The 22,893-nt window shown below is 64.4% G+C and carries 19 protein-coding genes; 10 read left to right on the top strand and 9 right to left on the bottom strand.

Annotation, left to right across the window (positions count from 1 at the left end; all coding sequences use genetic code 11):
- The first annotated feature begins 45 nt into the window (after positions 1–45).
- The 9 genes from IVB19_RS11110 to IVB19_RS11070 all read left to right on the top strand — a co-directional run bounded on the left by IVB19_RS11110 (position 46) and on the right by IVB19_RS11070 (position 10,111).
- On the top strand, positions 46–1,032 hold the full coding sequence (locus IVB19_RS11110) for an ABC transporter ATP-binding protein (protein WP_247363484.1): 987 nt from the start codon (positions 46–48) through the stop codon (positions 1,030–1,032).
- A complete protein-coding gene (locus IVB19_RS11105; RefSeq protein WP_247363485.1) occupies positions 1,029–2,018 on the top strand; it encodes an ABC transporter ATP-binding protein in 990 nt (329 codons plus the stop codon). Before IVB19_RS11110 ends, IVB19_RS11105 begins: the two co-directional genes overlap by 4 nt.
- A gap of 81 nt (positions 2,019–2,099) precedes the next feature.
- Positions 2,100–3,905: a gamma-glutamyltransferase family protein gene (locus IVB19_RS11100; RefSeq protein WP_247488750.1), complete on the top strand. Its 1,806-nt coding sequence runs from the start codon at positions 2,100–2,102 to the stop codon at positions 3,903–3,905.
- 9 nt (positions 3,906–3,914) lie between these two features.
- On the top strand, positions 3,915–4,625 hold the full coding sequence (locus IVB19_RS11095) for a DUF1028 domain-containing protein (RefSeq protein ID WP_247488753.1): 711 nt from the start codon (positions 3,915–3,917) through the stop codon (positions 4,623–4,625).
- The gene (locus IVB19_RS11090) at positions 4,622–5,611 is read left to right on the top strand and encodes an ABC transporter ATP-binding protein (protein ID WP_247821408.1); all 990 of its coding nucleotides are present in this window, start codon (positions 4,622–4,624) and stop codon (positions 5,609–5,611) included. The genes IVB19_RS11095 and IVB19_RS11090 overlap by 4 nt, the downstream gene beginning before the upstream one ends.
- The gene (locus IVB19_RS11085; RefSeq protein ID WP_247821406.1) at positions 5,611–6,711 is read left to right on the top strand and encodes an ABC transporter ATP-binding protein; all 1,101 of its coding nucleotides are present in this window, start codon (positions 5,611–5,613) and stop codon (positions 6,709–6,711) included. The genes IVB19_RS11090 and IVB19_RS11085 overlap by 1 nt, the downstream gene beginning before the upstream one ends.
- 23 nt (positions 6,712–6,734) lie before the next feature.
- Positions 6,735–8,246 carry an ABC transporter substrate-binding protein gene (locus tag IVB19_RS11080; RefSeq protein WP_026233287.1) on the top strand — a complete coding sequence of 504 codons (1,512 nt, stop codon included), beginning with the start codon at positions 6,735–6,737 and terminating at the stop codon, positions 8,244–8,246.
- Positions 8,247–8,277: 31 nt separating this feature from the next.
- On the top strand, positions 8,278–9,219 hold the full coding sequence (locus IVB19_RS11075; RefSeq protein WP_018457044.1) for an ABC transporter permease: 942 nt from the start codon (positions 8,278–8,280) through the stop codon (positions 9,217–9,219).
- Between the two features lie 4 nt (positions 9,220–9,223).
- A complete protein-coding gene (locus IVB19_RS11070; protein ID WP_247488758.1) occupies positions 9,224–10,111 on the top strand; it encodes an ABC transporter permease in 888 nt (295 codons plus the stop codon).
- On the opposite strand, the gene cnbZ is transcribed toward IVB19_RS11070, so the two are convergent.
- The 9 genes from cnbZ to IVB19_RS11025 all read right to left on the bottom strand — a co-directional run bounded on the left by cnbZ (position 10,108) and on the right by IVB19_RS11025 (position 21,535).
- The gene (cnbZ, locus tag IVB19_RS11065) at positions 10,108–10,854 is read right to left on the bottom strand and encodes a 2-amino-5-chloromuconate deaminase CnbZ (protein WP_247821404.1); all 747 of its coding nucleotides are present in this window, start codon (positions 10,852–10,854) and stop codon (positions 10,108–10,110) included. The two genes, IVB19_RS11070 and cnbZ, sit on opposite strands and share 4 nt — an antisense overlap.
- A gap of 9 nt (positions 10,855–10,863) precedes the next feature.
- Positions 10,864–12,114: an adenylate/guanylate cyclase domain-containing protein gene (locus IVB19_RS11060; RefSeq protein ID WP_247821403.1), complete on the bottom strand. Its 1,251-nt coding sequence runs from the start codon at positions 12,112–12,114 to the stop codon at positions 10,864–10,866.
- Positions 12,111–12,500 (bottom strand): response regulator, encoded by a 390-nt coding sequence (locus tag IVB19_RS11055; protein WP_018457048.1) that lies wholly within the window; start codon positions 12,498–12,500, stop codon positions 12,111–12,113. The genes IVB19_RS11060 and IVB19_RS11055 overlap by 4 nt, the downstream gene beginning before the upstream one ends.
- The gene (locus IVB19_RS11050) at positions 12,497–15,094 is read right to left on the bottom strand and encodes an ATP-binding protein (RefSeq protein ID WP_026233288.1); all 2,598 of its coding nucleotides are present in this window, start codon (positions 15,092–15,094) and stop codon (positions 12,497–12,499) included. Before IVB19_RS11050 ends, IVB19_RS11055 begins: the two co-directional genes overlap by 4 nt.
- Before the next feature lie 141 nt (positions 15,095–15,235).
- Positions 15,236–18,331 (bottom strand): MexW/MexI family multidrug efflux RND transporter permease subunit, encoded by a 3,096-nt coding sequence (locus IVB19_RS11045; RefSeq protein ID WP_247488764.1) that lies wholly within the window; start codon positions 18,329–18,331, stop codon positions 15,236–15,238.
- Positions 18,332–18,407: 76 nt separating this feature from the next.
- Positions 18,408–19,601 (bottom strand): efflux RND transporter periplasmic adaptor subunit, encoded by a 1,194-nt coding sequence (locus tag IVB19_RS11040; protein ID WP_247488767.1) that lies wholly within the window; start codon positions 19,599–19,601, stop codon positions 18,408–18,410.
- A gap of 1 nt (position 19,602) precedes the next feature.
- Positions 19,603–20,304: a TetR/AcrR family transcriptional regulator gene (locus IVB19_RS11035; protein ID WP_083926457.1), complete on the bottom strand. Its 702-nt coding sequence runs from the start codon at positions 20,302–20,304 to the stop codon at positions 19,603–19,605.
- 89 nt (positions 20,305–20,393) lie between these two features.
- Complete coding sequence (locus IVB19_RS11030) at positions 20,394–20,984, bottom strand: thiamine pyrophosphate-dependent enzyme (protein ID WP_247488768.1); 591 nt, start codon at positions 20,982–20,984, stop codon at positions 20,394–20,396.
- Positions 20,981–21,535 carry a phosphonopyruvate decarboxylase gene (locus IVB19_RS11025; RefSeq protein WP_204510602.1) on the bottom strand — a complete coding sequence of 185 codons (555 nt, stop codon included), beginning with the start codon at positions 21,533–21,535 and terminating at the stop codon, positions 20,981–20,983. Before IVB19_RS11025 ends, IVB19_RS11030 begins: the two co-directional genes overlap by 4 nt.
- A 107-nt stretch (positions 21,536–21,642) precedes the next feature.
- Between IVB19_RS11025 and IVB19_RS11020 the strand changes: the two genes are divergently transcribed.
- Entirely contained in the window at positions 21,643–22,863 is a 1,221-nt protein-coding gene (locus IVB19_RS11020; protein WP_247821401.1) for a cytochrome P450, read from the top strand.
- The last annotated feature ends 30 nt before the right edge of the window (positions 22,864–22,893 follow it).

The following is a 22,893-nucleotide window of genomic DNA, read 5'->3' as shown; positions in this document are numbered from 1 at the left end:
AAGCATGATTCGGATGAGCAAAACCTGGATGAGAGCGTCTCGCTCATGACCGACCCCATCCTCTCCGTGCGTAATCTTCAGGTCGAGTTCGCCTCCCGCCGCGGCACGCTACGCGCCATCGATGGCGTCTCCTTCGACATCGCCAAGGGCGAGGTACTCGGCGTGGTCGGCGAATCCGGCGCCGGCAAGTCCGTGACGGGCTTGGCTGTGATCGGCCTGATCGATCCGCCGGGCCGCATCGCCGGCGGCGAGATTCGCCTTGCGGGCCTGCGCATCGACAATTTGCCGGCGGAGGAGCTGCGCCGTATCCGGGGAAAACGGATCGGCATGATCTTCCAGGACCCCCTCACCTCGCTCAATCCGCTCTACCGCGTCGGCGACCAGCTCATCGAGACGATCAGAACGCATCTGAACCTGTCCGAGACCGCCGCCCGCCGCCGAGCCATCGACCTGCTCGCCGAAGTTGGAATCCCGGCTCCGGAAAAGCGCATCGACGGCTATCCGCACGAATTCTCCGGCGGCATGCGCCAGCGCGTTGTGATTGCGCTCGCGATCTGCGCCGAACCGGAGCTGATCATCGCCGACGAGCCGACCACCGCGCTCGACGTTTCCGTGCAGGCGCAGATCATCTCGCTGATCAAGCGTCTCGGCCGCGATCATGGCACTGCGGTGATGCTGGTGACCCACGACATGGGCGTGATCGCCGAGACCTCCGACCGGGTCGCGGTGATGTATGCCGGCCGCGTCGCCGAGATCGGTCCGGTGCAGGACGTGGTCAGAAACCCGCTGCACCCCTACGCCAAGGGCCTGATGGGCGCGATCCCGACCCTTGCCGGCGACGACAAGCGTCTGGTGCAGATCCCCGGCTCCATGCCGCGCCTGTCGGCGATCCCGCGCGGCTGTTCGTTCAATCCGCGCTGCGCATTCGCATTCGACCGATGCCGCGTGGAGAGGCCGGAGCCGCTGCCGCGCGGCACGCAATCCGTCGCCTGCCATCTCTATGACGGCGTGCCGGCCGAGAGCGCGGCATGAGCACTCCCTTCGTCCAGGCCACGAATCTGCGCCGCGTCTTCGACGTCTCGAAACCCTGGCTCAACCGCATGCTCGAAGGCGGGCAGCTCGAATATCTCAAGGCCGTCGATGGCGTCACCTTCGATATCAGGAAGGGCGAGACCTTTGCACTGGTCGGCGAATCCGGCTCGGGCAAGACCACGGTGGCGCGGATGGTCGTCGGCTTGCTGCCGCCAAGCTCCGGCAACGTCTTGATCGACGGCATCTCAATGACCGATCCGCGGCAGGCCCAGGCGCGGCGGAAACTGCGCCGCCGCATCCAGATGATCTTTCAGGATCCCTATGCGAGCCTGAACCCACGCTTCCGAGTCGACGCCATCATCTCCGAGCCAATCCGCGCGTTCGACCTGATCGAGGGCGAGCGCGACATCCAGGCGCGGGTCGGAGAGCTTCTCACCCTCGTCGGGCTGCATCCCGACGACAGGTTGAAATTTCCGCACGAATTCTCGGGCGGCCAGCGCCAGCGCATCGCGATCGCGCGCGCGCTCGCCTCCGACGCCGAATTCATCGTCTGCGACGAGCCGACCTCCGCGCTTGACGTCTCCGTGCAGGCGCAGATCCTGAACCTGATGCGCGACCTCCAGGACAAGTTCGGCTTGACCTACATGTTCATCAGCCACAACCTCGCCGTCGTCCGCCACATGGCGAGCCGCGTCGGTGTGATGTATCTCGGCCGCATCGTCGAGATCGCGGAAGGGCGCGAGCTGTTTGCCCATCCGCGCATGCCCTATACCAAGATGCTGCTTGGCGCCGTGCCTGATCTTGCCATGAGCGGCCGCCAGCGCATCCCCGTGAAGGGCGAGATCCCGAACCCGATCAACCCGCCGTCCGGGTGCGCCTTTAATCCGCGCTGCCCGCTGGCGTTCGATCTCTGCCGCAGGGAAGCACCTGAATTGATCGACGGCGTCGCCTGCCACGCGGTCAACACCGCGCCGGTACCGGCGTGACGCGCGCGTGCCATGCAGCCTGCGCATTTGGCGGCGGCCTGGCCCTGTGATCAATTGCGCGCGCCGCAAATGAGGTAGTCCATGGCCAGCATCGTCAATCCCGATCCCTTCACGACACGCCCCGAGATCGAAGGCACCTTCGGGGTCGTTGCGACCACGCACTGGATCGCGACCGCTATCGGGATGGCCATCCTGGAAAAGGGCGGCAATGCCTTTGACGCCGGCGTCGCCACCGCTTTCACGCTCCAGGTGGTCGAGCCGCATCTGAACGGCCCCGGCGGCGACGTTCCGATCATCGTGCACGACGTGAAGCGCGGCCGCACCGAGGTGATCTGCGGCCAGGGCCCGGCACCGGCCCGCGCCACCATCGCGCATTACAAGAGCGAAGGCCTCGACATGGTGCCCGGCACCGGCCTGCTCGCGGCCTGCGTCCCCGGCACCTTCGAATCCTGGATGATGCTGCTGCGTGACTACGGCACGATGCGCGTACGCGACGTGCTGGAGCCCGCGATCTCCTATGCGCGCGACGGCTATCCGCTGGTCGAGCGCGCCTGCGCCACAATCCAGACCGTCGAGCAATTATTCCGCACGCACTGGCCGACATCGGCCGCCGTCTATCTCCCGAACGGCGAAGTGCCAAAGCCCGGCACGCTCTTCACCAACAAGACACTTGCGGCGACCTATGCGCGAATCCTGAGCGAGGCCGAAAGCGGCGGCGGCGGCCGCGATGCCGAGATCGAGCGCGCACGCAAGGCCTGGTCGCAGGGCTTCGTCGCGGAAGCCATCGACAAATTCTGCCGGACGCAGGACGTGATGGACGTCAGCGGCTCGCCGCATCGCGGTGTGCTGTCGGCCGACGACATGGCGCGCTGGCAGCCGACGGTCGAGGCTCCGCTCACCTACGATTATGGCCGCTACACGGTCTGCAAGGCCGGGGTCTGGAGCCAGGGTCCCGTGACGCTGCAGCAACTCGCGCTGCTGAAGGGCTTTGCCCTCGATGGGCTCGATCCGACCGGACCGGAGTTCATCCATCTCCAGATCGAATGCGCAAAACTCGCCTTTGCCGATCGCGAAAAATTCTACGGCGACCCCAAGTTCAGCGAAATCCCGATCGCAACGCTGCTGTCTAATGCCTATAACGACGAACGTCGTAAGTTGGTTACCGAGAAAGCTTCGCTCGATCTCCGGCCCGGCACGGTCGAGGGCCTTGGCGGCGTGGTCAAGCTGCGCCGAGCCGAGGGCCAGCGCGAGGCCGTCGGCGCGCTCGGCGCCGGCGAGCCAACCGTGGGGCGCTTCGGCGAGGTGCGCGGCGACACCGTGCATTTCGACATCATTGACAAGGTCGGCAACATGGTGTCCTCGACGCCGTCGGGAGGCTGGCTGCAATCCTCGCCTGTCATTCCCGAGCTGGGTTTCTGCCTCGGCAGTCGCGCACAAATGTTCGATTTGGAGGAGAACCAACCGAGCTCGCTCGCGCCGGGCAAACGGCCCCGCACCACGCTGTCGCCGACCATGGCACTGCGCGACGGCGAGCCTTATCTCGCCTGGGGCTCGCCCGGCGGCGACCAGCAGGACCAGTGGATCACGCAGTTTTTCCTTCGACACGTCCACTGCAATCTCAATCTCCAGGAGTCGATCGACGCGCCGGCCTGGCATTCCGAGCATTTCCCGATCTCGTTCTGGCCCCGCACCGCGCGCCCCGGCGTGCTCGTGGTCGAGAACCGCGTGCCGAAGGCGACGATCGCGAATCTTCGCGAACGCGGACATATCGTCGAGGTCGGACCGGACTGGTCGGAAGGCCGCCTCACCGCGGCCTCGCGCGTCGGTCCGCGCCGCCGCGCCGCCGCCAATCCGCGCGGCATGCAGGGCTACGCCGCAGGGCGCTAAAGGCAGCACATGACCTGGTCGATCATCGCGCGCGATTCCGCTACCGGCCAGTTTGGCATCGCCGTTGCCACGCGCTTCTTCGCCGTCGGCGCGCGTGTCCCCTACGTCGCGGCGGGCCTTGGCGCCATCGCGACGCAGGCTTTCGTCAATCCCTACTACGGCATCGATGGCGTCAAGCTGCTGCGTGAGGGCCTCAACGCGCACGACGTGCTGGCCGCCCTGCTCGCGACCGACGACGGCCGCGAGAGTCGCCAGATCCACATCATGGACGCCAGCGGCGCGATTGCCGCGCATACCGGGGGCGACTGCGTCGATTGGTGCGGACACATCGCGGGCAGCGGCTTCTCGATCGCCGGCAACATGCTCGCGGGCGCCGATGTGCTCGACGAGACCGCAAAAACCTATATCGCCAATGACAGCCTGCCCTTCCCGCGCCGCCTGCTCGCCGCGATGCACGCAGGCGAGGCCGCTGGCGGCGACAAGCGCGGCAAGCAGTCCGCCGCGCTCCTGATCCACGGCGAGGAGGAATGGCCGGCGCTGGACCTGCGCGCCGACGATCATCCCGATCCGCTCGGCGAGCTCGAGCGGCTCGAGCGCGTCAGCCACGAGCTCTGGGTCCACTTCCGCGCTTCCATGCCAACCCGGCAGAACCCTGCCGGCAACACCGATCGCAGCGTCATCGACGCCAGCATCGCCGCAGCGCGCGCAAAACGCTCATGAACCCGAGCCCTCTCATCGAGATCAGCGATCTGCGCATTCGTTTTCACGGCGACGACGGCCGCGTCACCCATGCGGTCGACAGCGTCGATCTCAGCGTCGCCAATGGCGCGACGCTCGGCCTCGTCGGCGAATCCGGCTGCGGCAAGAGCGTGACGTCGCTGGCGATCATGGGCCTGCTGCCAAAGCAGAGTGCGGAGATCTCCGGCGCGATCAGCTTCGACGGTTTCGACCTGCTTAAGACGTCGGACCAGACGCTGCGCGACCTTCGCGGCAACCGGCTCGCGATGATCTTTCAGGAGCCGATGACCTCGCTCAATCCGAGCTTCACCATCGGCGACCAGATCATCGAGACGATTTTGCGCCACCGCGGCGGTTCGCGCAGGAGTGCGCGCGAGCGGGCGATCGATCTGCTGCGCCGCGTCCACATCCCCTCGCCCGAGCGGCGGATCGACGAATATCCGCACAAGCTCTCCGGCGGCATGCGCCAGCGCGTCATGATCGCGATGGCGCTCGCCTGCGACCCGCGGCTGCTGATCGCGGACGAGCCGACCACCGCGCTCGATGTCACGCTGCAGGCGCAGATCCTGGAGCTGATGCGCGAATTGAAGGCGGCGAGCGGCGCGGCCATCATCCTGATCACCCACGATCTCGGCGTCGTCGCCGAAGTCTGCGACGAGGTCGCGGTGATGTATGCCGGCGAGATCGTCGAGCGCGCGCCGGTGGACGAGCTGTTCTCAGCGCCGCAGCATCCCTACACCGTCGGCCTGCTCGGCTCGATCCCGCGGCTTGACCATCGCGCCGACCAGCTCGCCACGATCGAGGGCATGGTCCCGAACATGATGCAGCCGCCCGCGGGATGCCGCTTCGCCGCACGCTGCCCCTTCGTGCTGGACGCCTGCACCAAGGCGCCGCCCCCGCTGCTCGAAGTCAGCCCCGGCCACCTCTCGCGCTGCCTGCGCGCCCCGCTCGAACGTCTGGTGTCGTGATGGCTCTGCTCGAGGTTCAGGGTCTGCTCAAGCATTTCGTCGCCGAGCGTTCGCTGTTCGGCCGGGCGCTGGCGCATGTCAAAGCCGTCGATGGCGTTTCCTTCTCGCTCGATGCCGGCAAGACGCTAGCGCTGGTCGGTGAATCCGGCTGCGGCAAATCCACCGTTAGCCGCCTGGTGCTGCGGCTGATCGAGCCGGATGCAGGCACGATCCGTTTCGAAGGCCGCGATCTGCTCTCGCTCGACGCCGGCGCACTGCGCGCCTTTCGCCGCGAGGCGCAGATCATCTTCCAGGACCCCTACGCCTCGCTCAATCCGCGCATGACCGTCGGCCAGATCCTGACCGAGCCGCTGGCGCTGCACAATCTGGTGCCGCCCGCCCGGCGGCGCGAACGCGTCGAGGAGATCCTGCGGCTGGTCGGGCTGGAGCCGCGGCTGGCGCGTCGTTACCCGCACGAGTTTTCCGGCGGCCAGCGCCAGCGTATCGCCATCGCCCGCGCGCTCGCGGTCGAGCCGAAACTGATCATCTGCGATGAGCCGGTCTCGGCGCTCGACGTCTCGATCCGCTCGCAGATCCTCAATCTGCTGCGCGAGCTGCAGGACCGGCTCGGGCTGGCCTACATTTTCGTCTCGCACGACCTCGCGGTGGTCAAGCACATCGCCGACCACGTGGCGGTGATGAATCTCGGCCAGATCGTCGAGACGGCGGCGGCGGACGCGCTGTTTGCCGCACCGCGTCATCCCTACAGCCGGGCTTTATTGTCCGCGATTCCCGTGCCTAAACCGCGGGCAAAGCGCAGCCACATTGTGCTGCAGGGCGAAATCCCCAGCGCGCTCAGTCCGCCGCCGGGATGCCGCTTCCACACCCGCTGCCCCTACGTGGTCGACCGTTGCCGCAACGAAATGCCTCAGCTCGTGCCTTATGGCATCGGACATGCAACGGCCTGCCACCGAACGTCGGAACTGCCGTCGTCCGAAGCGATCGTCCCAACGGACGGCGGCTTCTCCCCGGTTCTCGAAAAATTGGTCGCCGCCTTCAGCGGCGGCCCGGAAGCAGCCCGCGGCAGCGGGGTTAGTTCATTGGGGACGAACCCGGCATAGCCGTAAAACAGAGGTTGAGAGCGATGAGTCCTATGCGTTTGGCACTCCTGGCGTCGGCATTGCTGACGTCGCTCGTAGGCGCGGCCCAAGCCCAGACCACACTTCGCATCGGCATCGCCGAGGATCCTGACATCCTCGATCCCAGCATCGGCCGCACCTATGTCGGCCGCATCGTGTTCTCCGCCTTCTGCGACAAGCTGTTCGACATCGACGAGAAGCTCAACATCGTGCCGCAGCTCGCGCTGTCGCATGAGACCTCGCCCGACGGCAAGGAGATGACGATCAAGCTCCGGCCCAACGTGAAATTCCACGACGGCGAGCCGCTCGACGCGGAAGCCGCAAAGTTCTCGATCGAGCGTCACATGACGCTGCCGACCTCGTTCCGCAAGTCCGAGCTCGCCAGCGTCGACCATGTCGAAATCGTAGACCCTCTGACCATCAAGCTGGTGCTTAAGACACCTTACTCCCCGCTGATCGCCCAGCTGACCGACCGCTCCGGCATGATGGTGTCGCCGAAGGCTGCCAAGGAGGCCGGCGACAAGTTCGGCCTGCATCCGGTCTGCGCCGGTCCCTACAAGTTCGTCGAGCGCGTGCAGCAGGACCGCATGGTCTTCGAAAAATTCGCCGACTATTGGAACAAGGACAACATCCATATCGACCGGGTGGTCTTCCTGCCGATCGTTGACGCCACGGTGCGCCTTGCCAACCTGAAGTCCGGCGGACTCGATCTAATCGAGCGCGTGCTCGCCACCGACATCAAGGACGTGCGTGCGGATTCGCGGCTCGTGCTGTCGACGGCACCGGAGCTCGGCTATTACGGCCTGACCGTCAATATCGGCAACGACAAAGCAAAGGGGCCGCTCAGCCAGTCGGCGAAAGTACGCCAAGCGCTCGATCTGTCGATCGATCGCGAAGCTCTCAACCAAGTTGTCTTTAACGGCGAGTTCACCCCAGGCAATCAATGGGTCAGCCCGACACATCCCTATTACCAGAAGGCGTTCCCGGTCCACGGCCGCGACGTCGCGAAGGCCAAGGCGCTGCTGAAGGAAGCGGGCATCACCTCGCCGGTGACCGTCGACTACATGATCCCCAAGGGCGCGGAGAACGAAGCGGTTGCCCAGGTGATCCAGTCGATGGCGGCGGAAGCGGGCTTCGACATCAAGATCCGCGCGGTCGAATTCGCGACCACCTTCAAGCAGGCCCAGGCCGGCGAGTTCCAGATCTTCCAGATCAACTGGAGCGGCCGCATCGATCCCGACGGCAACTCCTACATCTTCATGCGCAGCAAGGCACCGCAGAACGATGGCGTCTATTCGAACCCGGAAGCCGACAAGCTGATGGAAGACGGCCGGCTGACCGCCAAATTCGATGAGCGCAAGGCGATCTACGAAAAGCTGACCGGGATCGTGCTCAACGATTTGCCGATCATCTACATCTACCACCGCACGCTTCTGATTGCGCATACGACTAAACTCCAGGGCTATAAGCAGATGCCGGATGGCCTCGTGCGCGTGGTCGGGCTGAAGTTCAAGTGAGCGTGGCCTCGCCTGACACGCGGCTGGCGCCATGCTGAACTTCCTCGCCCGCCGCATCGCGCAGATCGTGCCGACACTGTTCTTCGTGTCGGTGCTGATCTTCTCGCTCCAGCAATTGTTGCCAGGTGATCCAGCGCTGGTGATGGCCGGTGAGGAGCGCGATCCCGCCGTGATCGAGCAGATCCGCCAGCAATACCGGCTCGATCAGCCGATCCCCGTGCAGTACGTTTATTGGCTCAAGGGCGTTCTATCAGGCAATTTCGGTGAATCGCTGCGCAACAAGATGCCGGTGCGCGAGCTGATCGCGCAGAAGCTGCCGGTGACGCTCCAGCTCGGCTCGATGGCAATGTTGATCGCGCTCTTGATCGGCATTCCCGCCGGCATCGTCTCCGCCGTGAAAAGGGGCACCGTCTGGGATTATGGTGCCAATTTGTTCGCGCTGTGGGGCATCTCGACGCCGAATTTCTGGCTCGGCATCATGCTGATCTTCCTGTTCTCGATCGAACTCGGCTGGCTGCCGGCGTCCGGCTACGTGCCGTTGACTGAGAACTGGCGCGCGAGCCTCGCCGCCACCATCATGCCGGCCTTCGTGCTCGGCAACGCAATTTCCGCGGTCCTAATGCGGCACACCCGGAGCGCCATGCTGCAGGTGCTGGAAAGCGACTATGTCCGCACCGCGCGCGCCAAGGGATTGTCCGAACGCTCGGTCATCCTCAAGCACGCCATGCGCAACGCACTCACGCCAATCATTACGCTCGGCGCGCTCGAGCTCGGCACGCTCTTGTCGGGCGCGGTTCTGACTGAGCAGATCTTCTCCATTCCGGGCTTCGGCAAACTGATCGTGGACGCCGTGTTCAACCGCGACTACGCGGTGGTACAGGGCGTCGTGCTGGTGACGGCGACGGTCTACATCACACTGAACCTGGTTGCCGATGTCGCCTACATCCTCGTCAATCCGCGGCTACGGGGCTAGACTCATGACCGATGCCGCCCTGCCCGCTGCTCCCATCGCGCAAGCTGACGAGCTGGACAGCCCGGCGCGTCGCGCCCGGCGGCGCCTGTTTAAACGCAAGGCCGCAGTGTTCGGACTTGTCATGATCAGTTTGTTCGTCGGCTTCGCGGCTCTCGCGCCGCTCGTCGTTCCCTACGATCCCATCGCGACGAGCTGGAGCCTGGTTCGCAAGCCGCCCACGGCGGCGCACTGGTTCGGCACCGACGAGCTCGGTCGCGACATCCTGAGCCGCGTGGTCTACGGCGCCCGCGCCTCGCTGCTCGCCGGCCTCACCTCGGTGGCGATCGCTCTGGGCGTCGGCGTTCCGCTCGGCCTGCTTGCCGGCTATCGCGGCGGCTTCGTCGATGCACTGATCAGCCGGATGACTGACGCGATGCTGGCCTGCCCATTCCTGATCCTGGCGATCGCACTCGCCGCATTCCTCGGTCCGAGCCTTGGCAACGCCATGATCGCGATCGGCATCTCGGCAACCCCGATTTTCATCCGCCTGACCCGCGGCCAGGTGCTGGTTGTCAAGGCTGAGGACTATGTCGAGGCGGCGCGCGCGCTCGGCAATCCGCCGTGGCGGATTGCGTTCTCGCACATCCTGCCGAACATCCTGCCGGCGCTGCTAGTGCAGGCGACGCTGTCGATTGCGGCCGCCATTATCGCCGAAGCCGCGCTGTCCTTCCTTGGCCTCGGCCAGCAGCCGCCGGCGCCATCCTGGGGCAGCATGCTCAACGCAGCGCAGCGCTTCCTGACCCAGGCGCCGTGGATGGCGATCTGGCCGGGGCTTGCGATCTTCCTCGTGGTGCTGTCGCTGAACCTACTCGGCGACGGCCTGCGCGACGCGCTCGATCCACGCCAGCGCTAGATCACGACCTCGCGCATCACGCGGCGGCAATCCATCTCGTATTCGAGATCGACCACCGGCGGCCGGGCATAGTGCCAGGTCAGGCCGGACCGCAACGCCCCGCGGCGGACGAGTTCGTCGACCAGCGCGTGGTGGAAGTCGTGCACGGAATAGGCCTGCACGCCGGTCGTGTCCTTCCAGCCGAAGCCGAAGGCCGTCATCCTGTTCTCCATCTGGGACGTCGCCGTGAAGCGCACCTTCTCGCGAAGGCCTTCCGGGCTGAGGTCGCGGTAGCGCACGGTGCGCTCGACATAGGTCCCGCCGCCCTCGCGCGCCTCGGCGCCGCCGGAAATCACGAAGCTCGGCGTCTTCGAGCTTGTCGGCCGCGTGAAGGAGAACGCGTAGAACGACGGCTCGGCCGGTGGATCGATCTCTGGACAGACATTGCTGCGCGCCACCGGATTGGTGGTGCCGTCGAAGATGCCCCATTCGGACAACGTCTTCACATAGTGCAGGTTGAACGCGCGAAAACCTTCTTCGCTGAAGGCCGCGGGCGAGCGCAGTTCGCAAGCGCAGAAGGCCGTCAGCGGCCGCCCCGCCTCCTGAATATACTTCGCGGCAAGCGCAAAGCCTTCGGCGAGCGGCACCAGCCGGTCGAAGCGGACGCGCTCGATCTCATAGCCATCGTCTGCGGCCGCACCGGCCGAATACTGGAATACGGACGGAATGAAACGGTAGTTGCCGGCGGAGAATTCACCAATCATGTCGGACTCCTATTCCAGTTGCATGCGAATGCCCTTGTCGCCGTTAAGCAGGCGCTTCAGGTGAAAGCCGGCCAGGGAATCGCCGGCATGCATGCCGACCAGCGCCGCGAAAGCCGGCATGGCGGCGGCATCACCGGCTTCCATCTTGGCAAAAGCTTCGGAATACAGCGCCGTTTCCGGCGCAGCGAATTGGGCCGGCGTCAGCGGCTCGAACGCGCGCAACGCTTCGCTGCGTCCGCGCAGCATCAGCTCCCCGACGGGACGACCTCGAAAATTCTCAGCCGCCTCGGCGATGCCGGTACTGACGCAAATCCGCGTGCCCAGATGCTTGTTCGCGGCTTCCAGTCGCGCCGCGATGTTGATGGAGTCGCCATACGCGGTGTAGTCGAAAAACCGGTTGCCGCCGAAATTTCCGACCAGTGCCGGCCCGGCGTGAATGCCGATGCGGGTGGTGCCGAAATTCACCCCTCTCGGCTTCCAGCGCGCGGAAAAATCCTCCGCCCAGGCGTCGAGATCGTGCGCGCAGGCAACCGCACGCGTCGCATAATCGGGCTGATCTCCGGGCGCATTGAAGAGCACCTGGATTGCATCGCCGATGATCTTGGCAACCGTCCCCTCATGCGTGAAGACGATTTCGGTCATGCCGCCGACATATTCGTTGAGAAGCGCGCCCAGCGTCTCCGGCGGCGCACTCTCGACCAGCGAGGTGAAGCCCGTTATATCCGTGAAGATGGTCGCGATATCGCGCCACTGCACTTCGATTCCCTCGCTCTCACCGCCGGCCGCCAGACGCTTGGCGAGCTCGGGCGAGAAATGACGCGAGAGCGCGGCGTGAGCGCGCTCGGCTTCCGTCTGGCGGCGCCGCACCTCCCGCAGCATCTCGATATGGCGGATGGTCTTCTCGATCGTCATCTCCAGGTCGGCGAAATCGATCGGTTTGGTCAGAAAGTCGAACGCGCCGCGGTTCATCGCAGTGCGAATGTTGCTCATATCGCCATAGGCCGACAAGATGATGGTGGACTTCTTGTCGTCCGCTTCCTGGAGCTTCGCCAGCAGTGACAACCCATCCATCCTTGGCATGTTGATGTCGGAGACCACCACGTCGACATGCGGATTCTGCTCGAGCGATTGCAACGCCTCGACGCCGTCTCGCGCGAACATGATGGTCACCGACCCATCGCGAATCTGCTTGCGGAATTTTTGCAGGACCAACGCCTCGAGATCCGGCTCGTCGTCGACGAAGAGGATGGTCGCGGTCATGCGGCTTTCTCGAGCCTTGTGTCGATTTCCTGCCGCAGCAGCGCGAAATCGATCGGCTTGGTGAGGAGTGCGACCGCGCCGCGCTCGATCGCCTTCCGGCGCGTCTCGGCGTCGCCATAGGCGGTGATCATAATGACGGGAACGTCCGGATGCGCAAGACGCACCTTCGGCAGCATGTCGAGCCCGCTCATGCCGGGCATGTTGATGTCGGACAAAATCAGGATCAACGAGGGATCGCGCACCTCGGCGGCGAGCTTCAGCGCATCGGGTGCCGACGACGCGAATTCCATCTGGAAGCGGCCGGCGCGCAAATCGCGCCGAAACTGCTGCCGGAACAGCGCCTCGACGTCGGGCTCGTCATCGACGACCAGGATGTAAACGTTCAAGTCTTGCCTCCGGAAGTGCCGTCCGCCGCCATTACGCGCGGCAGGGTGATGATGAATTCGGTGAATACGCCTGGTGCGGTGTTCACGTCGATCGTGCCGCCGTGCTGTTTCACCACGATGTCATGGCTCATGGAAAGGCCGAGCCCGGTGCCCTCGCCGGCCGGCTTGGTGGTGAAGAAGGGATTGAACATCTTCTCCTTCACCTCGGACGGGATCCCGGTGCCGTTGTCGCGAATGCGGATTTCGACCCTGTCGCCGAGCGTTCTGGTTGCTGCGCGCAGGGTGGGCTCGAAGGCGTCTGCGGCGCTCTCCTTGCGCTGGGCAGTGGCGTAGAAGCCATTCGAGATCAGATTGAGGACGACTCGCGTAATTTCCTGCGGATAGATATCGACCATGCCTGCGGCGGGGTCGAAGCCGCGCTCTATCGTGACGTTGAAGCCAGGCTTCTCGGCTCGCGCGCCGTGATAGGCGAGGTTGAGGCTTTCCTCGACGATGGCATTGATGTCCGCCGGACGGCGCTCTCCGGAGCCCTCGCGCGAATGCAGGAGCATGTTCCTGACGATGGAATCGGCGCGCTTGCCGTGCTGCACCACCTTTTCGAGGTTGCTCCTGAGCATGCCAGTCAGCTCGTCGACCTCCGCCTTCGTCTTGCCGTCGAGCGAGGCCGCCTGCAGCGCCTCGTTGAGCTCGTCGATCAACTCGGTCGACACCGCCGAGAAATTGTTGACGAAATTGAGTGGGTTCTTGATCTCGTGCGCGATTCCCGCCGTGAGCTGGCCGAGCGACGCGAGCTTCTCGGTCTGGACCAGGCGGTCCTGCGCGGTGCGAAGATCGTCGAGGGATTGCGACAGCTCCGTCGTGCGCTTGCGCAATTCGTTCAGCAGTCGCGTATTCTCGATGGCGATGACGGCTTGCTTCGTGAAGTTCTCAACCAACGCGATTTGCTTGTCGGTGAACGGCCGGACCTCCTTGCGATAAACCGCGACGGTTCCGATCAGCTCGCTTTCCCTCATCATGGGCACGATTACGATCGTACGGGCGCCGGCGACGTCTGAGATTCCACGAATGGTCGGACCTCCGGCAAGATAGGCCGGAGTTTGTTGCACATCGTGAACGTGGACGACTTGACGTGTTCTGACGACCACGGCAAGCGCGCTCTCCGGATGGGGACGGATCGCCATATCTTTCCGCGAAGCCGCGAACGCAGGCGGCACATTGTAGTCCGCAGCAATTGTGAAATTCTCTCCATCCCACAAATTCATGACGCCGAAACTCGCGCCACAGACTCGTGTGGCATTCTCGAGCATCTTGTGGAACACCGGTGCGAGTTCGCCCGGAGACGAACTGATGACCTGCAACACTTCCGACGTCGCCGTCTGCTGCTCGAGCGACTCGGTCAACTCGGCGGTTCTCACCTCGACCTTCTTCTCCAGGTCCGCATAGGATTCCTGCAGGCGCTCGCCCATGTCATTGAACTGGTCCGCGAGCCCCTCCAGTTCGTCTCCGGTTCGGATCGAGATGCGCTGGGAGAAATCGCCACTGCCGATGCGCTCGGCACCGCTGCGCAGCGCCTGGATCGGCCCGACCATGCGGCGCGCGAGGAATATCCCGGCAAGCACCGCGAAGATCGACGCCGCGAGCAGCACGAATGCAAGCCGTTCCAACGCGGCATAGAGCGTCGCATAGGCCTCCTCGACCGGGAGCTCGACGAACATGGTCCAGTGCAGCGGCGCGATCGGGGCCGACGCGGTCAGCACCGTCTGTCCCTGGAGATTGCGCGCTTCGGAAAGCGGGTCGAACGCGGCGCTGCCTCCGGCAAGCGCGGCGCGCACCTGGGTGAGACCAGACATGTCGGTGTTGCGCAGGACCAGGCTGATATCGGGGTGCGCGATCAGGCGTCCCTCCGGACCCACCACGTAGGCGTGTCCGTGCTCGCCGACCTTGATCTGGGAGACGACGTCCCAGATCAGCTTGAGATTGACCTCCGCGATACTGACGCCGGCATCCTTGCGCGACCCAGCCTGCGCCAGGGTCATATACGGCTCGGACTCCCTGCGGAAATAGACCGGACCGTAATAGACCTTGTGCGCGACCGCCTCGGTAAACTTCGGATCCTCCGACAGGTCGATCCCGCTGTCGGTCGCGTCCATGGCAAGCCGCGAGACCCGCAGCCGCTCCTTGCCGGTCGCATCGACCTGCGCGAGCTCGGTGACCGCAGGGACCTGGCGCAGCAGCCGCAGCGCATCGAAGCGGCGCTGCTCGAGCGAGCCCGCCGACCAGGGCAGCTGCGTGGTCCAGCCGAGCTGGCTCTCGATCTCCTTGACGAACTGACCGATCTTGGCAGCGGCCGCCTCGGCCTGTTCATGCTGAACGCGGATCAGCGCGGCCTTGTGCTCGCGATAATAAAAGACGACCTCGAACAGGCCGTTGGCCAGCAGCGCGATCGCGACGACGGCCACGAACAACGCGACATATTTGGTGAACAGCCGCGTCCTGATTCCCTGCCCCGGCATCGTACCGGACGCGACGCCATCCCCCGCGGCGCTCGGCAGCGTCCGTGCTTGCGGGGTGTCGGGATGGAGGGGAAGGCTCATCCCGCTGAACCTAGCAAGAAGACCGGACCTTGTCTCTCGCGAGCGCGGGAAAGCCTGATGGCAGCCGGGCCCCCGAGGCAAATAGAAAAGGGCGGCAGCGGATTGGCCGCTGCCGCCCTCGGGTTCGCTTTATCGGTGGCCTCAGGTCGGCCGCAGCGCCTTGGCGTTGAGGTCGAGGTCGTTGACCTGCTTGTTCCGCTCGGAATCGGCCGCCGCGCGATGGTCGGTCGCCAGCACCACGTAGACCGCCGGCAACACGAACAGCGTGAACAACGTGCCGATCGACATGCCGGCCACGACCACCAGACCGATCGAGAAGCGGCTGGCGGCCCCTGCGCCGGTCGCGGTCAGGAGCGGGATCAGGCCCGTCACCATCGCGGCCGTGGTCATGAGGATCGGCCGCAGACGAATACGGGCCGACATTTCGATGGCGGAGCGGCGATCGAGCCGCTCGTTGATCTGGAGCTCGTTGGCGAACTCCACCATCAGGATGCCGTGCTTGGTGATCAGGCCCACCAAGGTCAGCAGGCCGACCTGGGTGTAGATGTTCATGGTCGCCACGCCGAAGAACAGCGGGATCAGTGCGCCAACGATCGCCATTGGCACCGAGATCATGATGACCAGCGGATCGCGCAAGCTCTCAAACTGCGCCGCCAGCACCAGGAAGATGATGATCAGCGCGAAGCCGAAGGTGATCGCAAGCTGGTTGCCTTCCTGCACATACTGTCTGCTGTCAGCCAGATAAGCATGGCTGAAGCCTTGCGGCAGGTTTTTGGCCTCGCTCTCGAGGAAGTCGACCGCCGCACCGACGGTCACGCCCGGCATCGGCACGGCCGAGAAGGTCGCCGAATTGAGCTGATTATAATGTGTCAGCGAATTCGGCTCGGTCTTGGTCTCGATCGACACAACCGTCGAGAGCGGAAGCTGCTGGCCGGTGTTGGTGGTCACATAGTAGCCGGCAAGCGATTCCGGCGAGAGCCGCTGGCCGCGCGGCACCTGCGGGATGACCTGATAGGAACGGCCCTCGAGGTTGAACCGGTTGATGTAGTTGCCGCCGAGCAGCACCGCGAGCGTGCTGCCGAGGTTCTGCATGTTGACGCCGAGATCCTGCGCCTTGGTGCGGTTGATCGTCACCTTCACGTTCGGCTGGTTGTAGGCAAGATCACTGTCGGAGACGATGAACATTCCGCTCTTGCGGGCGGCGGCCTTCAGCTTCTCCATCTGTTCGTAGACAGTCTGGAAACTGGCGGTGGAGTTGATCACCATCTGCACCGGGAGGCCGCCCGGGCCGCCCGGCAGCGGCGGCAGGTTGAACGCGAACGCCTGCACGCCCTCGATCTTGGAAAGCTCGGCCTGCACCAACGACTTCAGCTGGATCGACGAGCGCTTGCGCTCCTCCCAGGGCTTGAGCAGCATGCCGGCGATACCGCCCTGCGGGCCGTTGATCCCGTTCAGCACGAAGCGCAGATCGGTCTCGGGGAATTTCTGGAATTCCGTGTCGAGCTTCTCGCCATAAAAGTCGACGTAGTCGATGTTGGCGTATTTCGGCGCCTTGGTCACCGCAAACACGATGCCCTGGTCTTCCTCAGGCGCCAGCTCCTTCGACGTGTGCATGTAGAGGAAGCCGACGAGCCCGAGGATGGTCACCGCAAACAGGCCGGTGATGGCCTTGTAGTCGAGCGACCGGTCGAGCCTGCGCCCGTACCACCGCGTCAGCGCGCCAAACACCCTGTTGACGAGCTTCGCAAAGCGCCCCTCTTCGGTGTTCTTCAGCAGCACCGAGCACATCATCGGCGACAGCGTCAGCGCGATCACGCCGGACACGATCACCGAGCCCGCAAGCGTGAAGGCGAATTCGCGAAACAGCGAGCCGGTCAGGCCGCCGAGGAAACCGATCGGCGCGTACACGGCTGCGAGCGTGATGGTCATCGAGACGACGGGACCCACGATTTCGCGCGCGCCTTCCAGCGACGCCTGGACCGGCGTTTTCCCTTCCTCCAGATGACGATGGATGTTTTCCACCACGACGATGGCGTCGTCGACCACGAGGCCGATCGCCAGCACCATCGCGAGCAGGGTCAACAGGTTGAAGCTGAAGCCCAGCGCCAGCATCAGCGTGCAGACGCCGATCATCGATAACGGGATGGTGACAACGGGAATGATGACCGAACGGAACGACGCCAGGAACAGGAAGATCACCACGATCACGATGATCACGGCTTCACCCAGTGTCTTCTCGACCTCGTCGATCGAGGATTGGATGAACTTGGTCGAATCGTAGGCGACCTTCATCTTCATCGACGGTGGCAGATTGCGCTCCAGCTCGGGGAATAGCGCCCGCACGCCCTTGACCAGCGTCAGCGGGTTGCCCTGCGGCGTCGCCTGCACACCGATGAAGATGGCGTGCTCGCCGTTGAAGGCGACGCTCGCGTCCGTGCTTTGGGCCGCAAGTTCGACGGTGGCAATGTCCTCCATCCGCACGAAGCCGCCGTCCTTGGCCTTGACGATCATCTTCTTGAACTGGTTGACGTCGGTCAGGCCCGTATTGGTCGATACGTTCGAGACGATGAGATAGCCCTTGGTCTGCCCCGCCGCAGACTGGAAGTTGTTGGCGGTGATCGCGGTCGCGACATCCGCAGGCGACACGTTGCGGCCGGCCATCTTCAGGGGATCAAGCCACAGCCGCATCGCAAAGGTCTGGCCGCCGAGAATGTCGGCGGAGGCGACGCCGTCGACGGTCGACAGCACCGGTTGCACAACGCGCGTCAGGTAGTCCGAGATCGCCGAGCCCGACAGCTCTTCGGACGAGAATCCGAGATACATCACGGCCGTGGTCTGGCCCGTGGTCTTGGTGACGATCGGGTCGTTGGATTCTTTCGGAATCAGGTATTTGACCGAGTTCGTCTTGGCCAGAACCTCGGTCAGCGCCTGGTTCGGATCGAAGTTCAGCTTGATGTAGACCTGGATCGTCGAGGTGCCGAGCACCGAGGACGAGGTGATGTAGTCGACACCTTCGGCGGAGGCGACCGCCTGCTCGATCGGCGTGGTGATGAAGCCCTGGATCAGGTCCGCGGACGCGCCCGGATAGACGGTCGTGATGTTGATGACCGTGTTCGACAGCTTCGGATATTGCCGGATCGGCAGCGTCGTCGCCGCCCGCAGGCCGATCAGCAGGATCAGCAGGCTGACGACGACCGACAGGACCGGGCGTTTGATGAAAATATCAGTAAAGCGCATCGCGGCGATCTCGATTTCTTTGACTTGCAAAGCGCATGACCCGGCCGTGCCGGATCATGCTGCAACGTGTACGATGTCAGTAGCGCGGCGGCTGCGCCGGGATCTGCGGAGCCGGGTCGGTCGAAATCGACACCGCCGCGCCCGATTGCAGCTTGAGCTGGCCGACGGCGACGACCTTGTCGCCCGGCTTCACGCCCTTGACGATTTCGACGCGGCCTTCGACCCGGTTGCCGGTCTGCACGAAAGTGCGCACCGCGCTCAGGCTGGTCTTGCCGTCGGCTTCCTTCTTCTCGGTGATCACGAACACCGAGTCGCCGTACAGAGTGTAGTCGACCGCCGTCTCCGGCACGGTGACCACGGCCGGCTTGTCCGGCAGCACCACCGTGGTGGTCACGAACATACCGGGCTTCAGGATCTTCTCCGGATTGGAGATGGTCGCCTGCACGCGGATGTTGCGGGTGTCGGCCGAGATCTGCGGCTCGATCGTGGTGATCTTGGCGTCGAAGGTGCGGCCCGGATAGGCGTCGACCTTCAACCGGACCGGTTGACCGACCTTGAGGCTGCCCGAGTCCTTTTCCGTCACCGTGAAGTTGGCCCACAGCTCCGACAGATCCGTCAGCGAAACGATGGCCGTGCCGGCGGTCAGATACTGGCCGACCTCGACCTTGCGGACGCCGAGATCGCCGGAGAACGGCGCGCGGACCAGCTTCTGCGAGATCAACGCTTCGGTCTTGGCGATACCCGCCTGCGCCTGATCGTACGCGGCCTGCGCGGTGTCGACGGTTGCCTGCGGCCCGAACTGGCGCGACGCCAGTTGCTTGGCGCGATCGAGCGACAGCTGTGCGACGGTGGCCTGCGCCTTGTAATTGGCGAGGTCGCCCTGCTCCGGCGCGTCGAACATCTGCACGAGCGGTGTGCCGGCCTCGACATGCGTGCCCGGCTCGAACTTGATCTCGGTGACACGGCCGTTGACGTCGGCGCTGACGTCGACCTGGTGCACGGCGGCGAGACCACCGACGGCGGTCAACAGGTTCGGCACCACCTCGGACTTCGCCTCGGCGGCGCTGACCGCGACCGGCGGCGGCTTGTTGTTGGCGAAGAACTGCTTGATCATCTGGCCGCGGAAATAATTGAACCAGACGAGGCCACCGACGAGCACGGCCAGAAGCGTGCCGACGACGATGAACCAGAGCACCGGCCGGACCGGACGCTTGGGAGCCTTGTTGTCGATCGGTTCGCCCGAAATCTTGTGTTCGGTCACGATGTTCATGTCATGCACTTTCTGCAATCGCCGTCTTGCCCGCACAACCGGCCTGATCGCGGCCCAAATGCGAAACAATTGCGGCGTCGTTAAGTCCGATACCCCTCAGGAGAAACTCACAGAGCTGCCGCTCGAGGTCGTTCGCCTTGCCGTAAGCGAGACACGGCGTGGCCGGCAGCCTGGTCAGCGCAGCCGTCATCACGGTGTGATGCGCAAACCAGAACAGGTTGAGCGGTTCGCCGTTGTATGGCCGCGCGTCCCCCGCGGCAACCGCACGCTCGAGCGAGGCGACGAAGGCCGCCCCGATCAGCGCCTCGATCTTGGCATATAGCAACCGGGCAAATTCGCCATCCTCCAAATGACTCGTGGTCATCAGTCGCAGGCGCTGGGCCTCTTCCTGGTCAGGGCCATCGGCGATGTGCATGAAATGCCCGACCATGCCGCGGATCACTTCGACCAACGTAGCGGTCGACGGCTCACGTTCGAGCAGCTCCATGAGCGCCGGGTCCGCCTCGCATTCATCGCTGAGAATTTCGGCGTAAAGCGCGGCCTTGGACGGGAAATGCTTGAACAGCAGCGCTTCGGAAATGGCAGCGGCGGCCGCCACGCTCTTGGTCGTGGTGCCGGTATAGCCGTGTCGGGCAAAGCAACGCTTTGCGGCGCCGAGGATCAATTGACGCCTCAGGTCGCTCGTCATACGCAATGAGCTCATGCTAGTGAGTAAGCACTCACCCACGCAAAAGTCAAGCCGAATGGTGCGATGCAACCTACAAGAATCGTCTCTTAGAGGTATCCCAAGTTCTAAATCGGGCGGAAGCCGAGGTCGCCGCGGATCCGGTTGAGAATGTAAGTCCCATCCCGGCTGGGCAAAATCCGCTTCAGATTGGCGCTGTCGATCTTCACATTGGCAAAGCGCGGCCCGGCCGTGACGTCGTGGACGGCTTTGGCAAAGGCCTCGACCTCGGCCATGGTCGTCACAGACCGGCTATCCCCGATGCCGCAGGCCCGGGCGACGCCGACCAGGTCGGCGGCCGCGGCCGTGTGGCTGGTCTGACCGCCGGTCTCACCATAGGCCTCGTTGTCGAGCACCGCGATCGAGAGATTGGACGGCTTTTGCAGACCGATAGTGGCAAGGCTGCCCATGCCCATCAGCATCTCGCCGTCGCCGGTGATGACCAGCACCGGCAATTTTGGCTGCGCCAGAGCGAGGCCCAACCCGATCATCGCCGCCCCGCCCATGCCGCCCCAGAGGTAGAAATTGCGCGCATGGTCGCCGGCTGCGCACATGTCGTTGGTGGAGGCGCCGAGGCCGCCGATCGCAACCACGTCCTTGCGGTCCGCGAGAAGCGTGGACACCACCTGACGGCGGTCGAGGAGATTGGCCTTGCTCATTTGGTGAAAACCTTGGCGCCGATCAGGCGCTGCGACAGCAGGACGGCGGTGGGTGTGAGCGCGTTGTAGGCCTGCGCGGCCGCCGCCTCGAGCACGGCCGGCACCTCTGCTGCGGTCGAAGCCCGCAGCACCTTGACGCCCGAGAGTTCGAACACGCCCTGCGTGGTCGATCCCATCGGCACCTGCCATGGATTGAACTCGCCCCACTCGCCACGCATCGTCACCAGCGTGAGGAAGGGAAAGCGCAGGATCGGGATCAGCGAGAGCATGTTAATGCAATTGCCGACCCCGCTCGACTGCATCAACAGCACGCCGCGCTGGCCCCCCGTCCATGCGCCGGCGAGAAGCGCCACGCCCTCCTCCTCCGTCGTGAGCGGAATGCCGCGCATCGTGGACGATGCCAGCACGCGCTGGATCAGCTTTGAATGGCCGGCGTCGGGCACGTAGGGCACCTGCCGAACGTCGAAGCGTTGCAAGGTCGCGAAAATATCGTCGGGCCAATGAGTGCTGGACTCGGCGGCCGTGTCGGCAGCGTCAGCGCGGGCGTGCATTTTCCTGTCCGGTCGGCTTGCAAATCGCGGCTCGACTGTAGACGGTGAACCGAGCCGCTCAAAAGAGCGAATACAGCATATCGGACTCAACCGGCGAGTATGGCGGCATGAACGCAAGTGCGAATGAACTGGCGGCCAGTTTCGATCTGGAACAGCTGACGGCGGAATTCTACGACAATCCCTACCCGACCTATCGTGCACTGCGGGAGAACGAGCCGGTCAAGCGCCTGCGCAACGGCACCGTGTTCCTGACCCGCTATGACGACCTCGTTACGACCTACAAGAACACAAAATCGTTCAGCTCGGACAAGAAGCGCGAGTTCGCGCCGAAATACGGCGACACCCCGCTCTACGAGCACCACACCACGAGCCTCGTCTTCAACGATCCGCCGGCGCATACCCGCGTGCGGCGTCTGATCATGGGCGCGCTGTCGCCGCGCGCGATCGCGGGGATGGAGCCTGACATCATCAAGCTGGTCGACAGCTTGCTTGACGCCATTGCCGCCAAAGGTGATTGCGAACTGATCGAGGACTTCGCCGCCTCGATCCCGATCGAGGTGATCGGCAATCTGCTTGACGTGCCCCATGACGAGCGCGCGCCGCTGCGCGACTGGTCGCTGGCGATCCTGGGCGCCCTCGAACCGGTGGTGTCGCCTGAAGTGGCTGCCCGCGGCAACAAGGCGGTGACGGACTTCCTCGCCTACCTCCGAACGCTGGTCGCGCGCCGGCGCGAAAGGCCCGGCAACTCCGAGCGCGACGTGCTGACGCGCCTGATACACGGTGAAGACAACGGCGAGCGGCTGACCGAGAAGGAGCTGCTGCACAACTGCATCTTCCTGCTCAATGCCGGCCACGAGACCACCACCAACCTGATCGGCAACGGCCTCGTGGCGCTCGACCGGAACCCGGATCAGAAGCGGCGGCTGATCGACCATCCCGAGCTGATCAAGACTGCGGTCGAAGAGATGCTGCGCTACGAGACCTCGAACCAGCTCGGCAACCGCATGACCACGGAGCGGGTCGAGCTCGGCGGCGTCATGCTCGAAGCGGGCACGTCGATCACGCTGTGCATCGGCGCTGCCAACCGCGATCCGGCGCAGTTTCCGGACCCCGAGAGATTCGACATCGCGCGCACGCCGAACCGGCATCTCGCCTTCGCCACCGGCGCGCATCAATGCGCCGGCATGGCGCTGGCACGATTGGAAGGCGCCATCGCGGTCTCACGCTTCTTGGCGCGCTTCCCGAACTATGCCGTGAGCGGACGGCCGGTCAGGGGTGGACGGGTGCGGTTCCGCGGCTTTTTGAGCGTGCCCTGCGCGATCGGCTGAGGCCTCAAACGAAAAAACGCGAAAACAACC

Origin of the sequence: Bradyrhizobium sp. 187 (assembly GCF_023101005.1) — a bacterium.
Lineage (GTDB): Bacteria > Pseudomonadota > Alphaproteobacteria > Rhizobiales > Xanthobacteraceae > Bradyrhizobium > Bradyrhizobium canariense_D.
Note: the sequence above shows the minus strand (reverse complement) of the source record. Positions and strands in the feature narration are given on the sequence as shown.

Bases quoted from the DNA above. Each gene is read 5' to 3' on its own strand.
- IVB19_RS11040 (WP_247488767.1), bottom strand. From the start codon at position 19,601: ATGAACATCGTGACCGAACACAAGATTTCGGGCGAACCGATCGACAAC.
- IVB19_RS11045 (WP_247488764.1), bottom strand. From the start codon at position 18,331: ATGCGCTTTACTGATATTTTCATCAAACGCCCGGTCCTGTCGGTCGTC.
- IVB19_RS11070 (WP_247488758.1), top strand. From the start codon at position 9,224: ATGACCGATGCCGCCCTGCCCGCTGCTCCCATCGCGCAAGCTGACGAG.
- IVB19_RS11090 (WP_247821408.1), top strand. From the start codon at position 4,622: ATGAACCCGAGCCCTCTCATCGAGATCAGCGATCTGCGCATTCGTTTT.
- IVB19_RS11085 (WP_247821406.1), top strand. From the start codon at position 5,611: ATGGCTCTGCTCGAGGTTCAGGGTCTGCTCAAGCATTTCGTCGCCGAG.
- IVB19_RS11030 (WP_247488768.1), bottom strand. From the start codon at position 20,984: ATGAGCAAGGCCAATCTCCTCGACCGCCGTCAGGTGGTGTCCACGCTT.
- cnbZ (WP_247821404.1), bottom strand. From the start codon at position 10,854: ATGATTGGTGAATTCTCCGCCGGCAACTACCGTTTCATTCCGTCCGTA.
- IVB19_RS11095 (WP_247488753.1), top strand. From the start codon at position 3,915: ATGACCTGGTCGATCATCGCGCGCGATTCCGCTACCGGCCAGTTTGGC.
- IVB19_RS11050 (WP_026233288.1), bottom strand. From the start codon at position 15,094: ATGAGCCTTCCCCTCCATCCCGACACCCCGCAAGCACGGACGCTGCCG.
- IVB19_RS11025 (WP_204510602.1), bottom strand. From the start codon at position 21,535: ATGCACGCCCGCGCTGACGCTGCCGACACGGCCGCCGAGTCCAGCACT.
- IVB19_RS11035 (WP_083926457.1), bottom strand. From the start codon at position 20,304: ATGAGCTCATTGCGTATGACGAGCGACCTGAGGCGTCAATTGATCCTC.
- IVB19_RS11110 (WP_247363484.1), top strand. From the start codon at position 46: ATGACCGACCCCATCCTCTCCGTGCGTAATCTTCAGGTCGAGTTCGCC.
- IVB19_RS11080 (WP_026233287.1), top strand. From the start codon at position 6,735: ATGAGTCCTATGCGTTTGGCACTCCTGGCGTCGGCATTGCTGACGTCG.
- IVB19_RS11060 (WP_247821403.1), bottom strand. From the start codon at position 12,114: ATGACCGCGACCATCCTCTTCGTCGACGACGAGCCGGATCTCGAGGCG.
- IVB19_RS11100 (WP_247488750.1), top strand. From the start codon at position 2,100: ATGGCCAGCATCGTCAATCCCGATCCCTTCACGACACGCCCCGAGATC.
- IVB19_RS11020 (WP_247821401.1), top strand. From the start codon at position 21,643: ATGAACGCAAGTGCGAATGAACTGGCGGCCAGTTTCGATCTGGAACAG.
- IVB19_RS11075 (WP_018457044.1), top strand. From the start codon at position 8,278: ATGCTGAACTTCCTCGCCCGCCGCATCGCGCAGATCGTGCCGACACTG.
- IVB19_RS11105 (WP_247363485.1), top strand. From the start codon at position 1,029: ATGAGCACTCCCTTCGTCCAGGCCACGAATCTGCGCCGCGTCTTCGAC.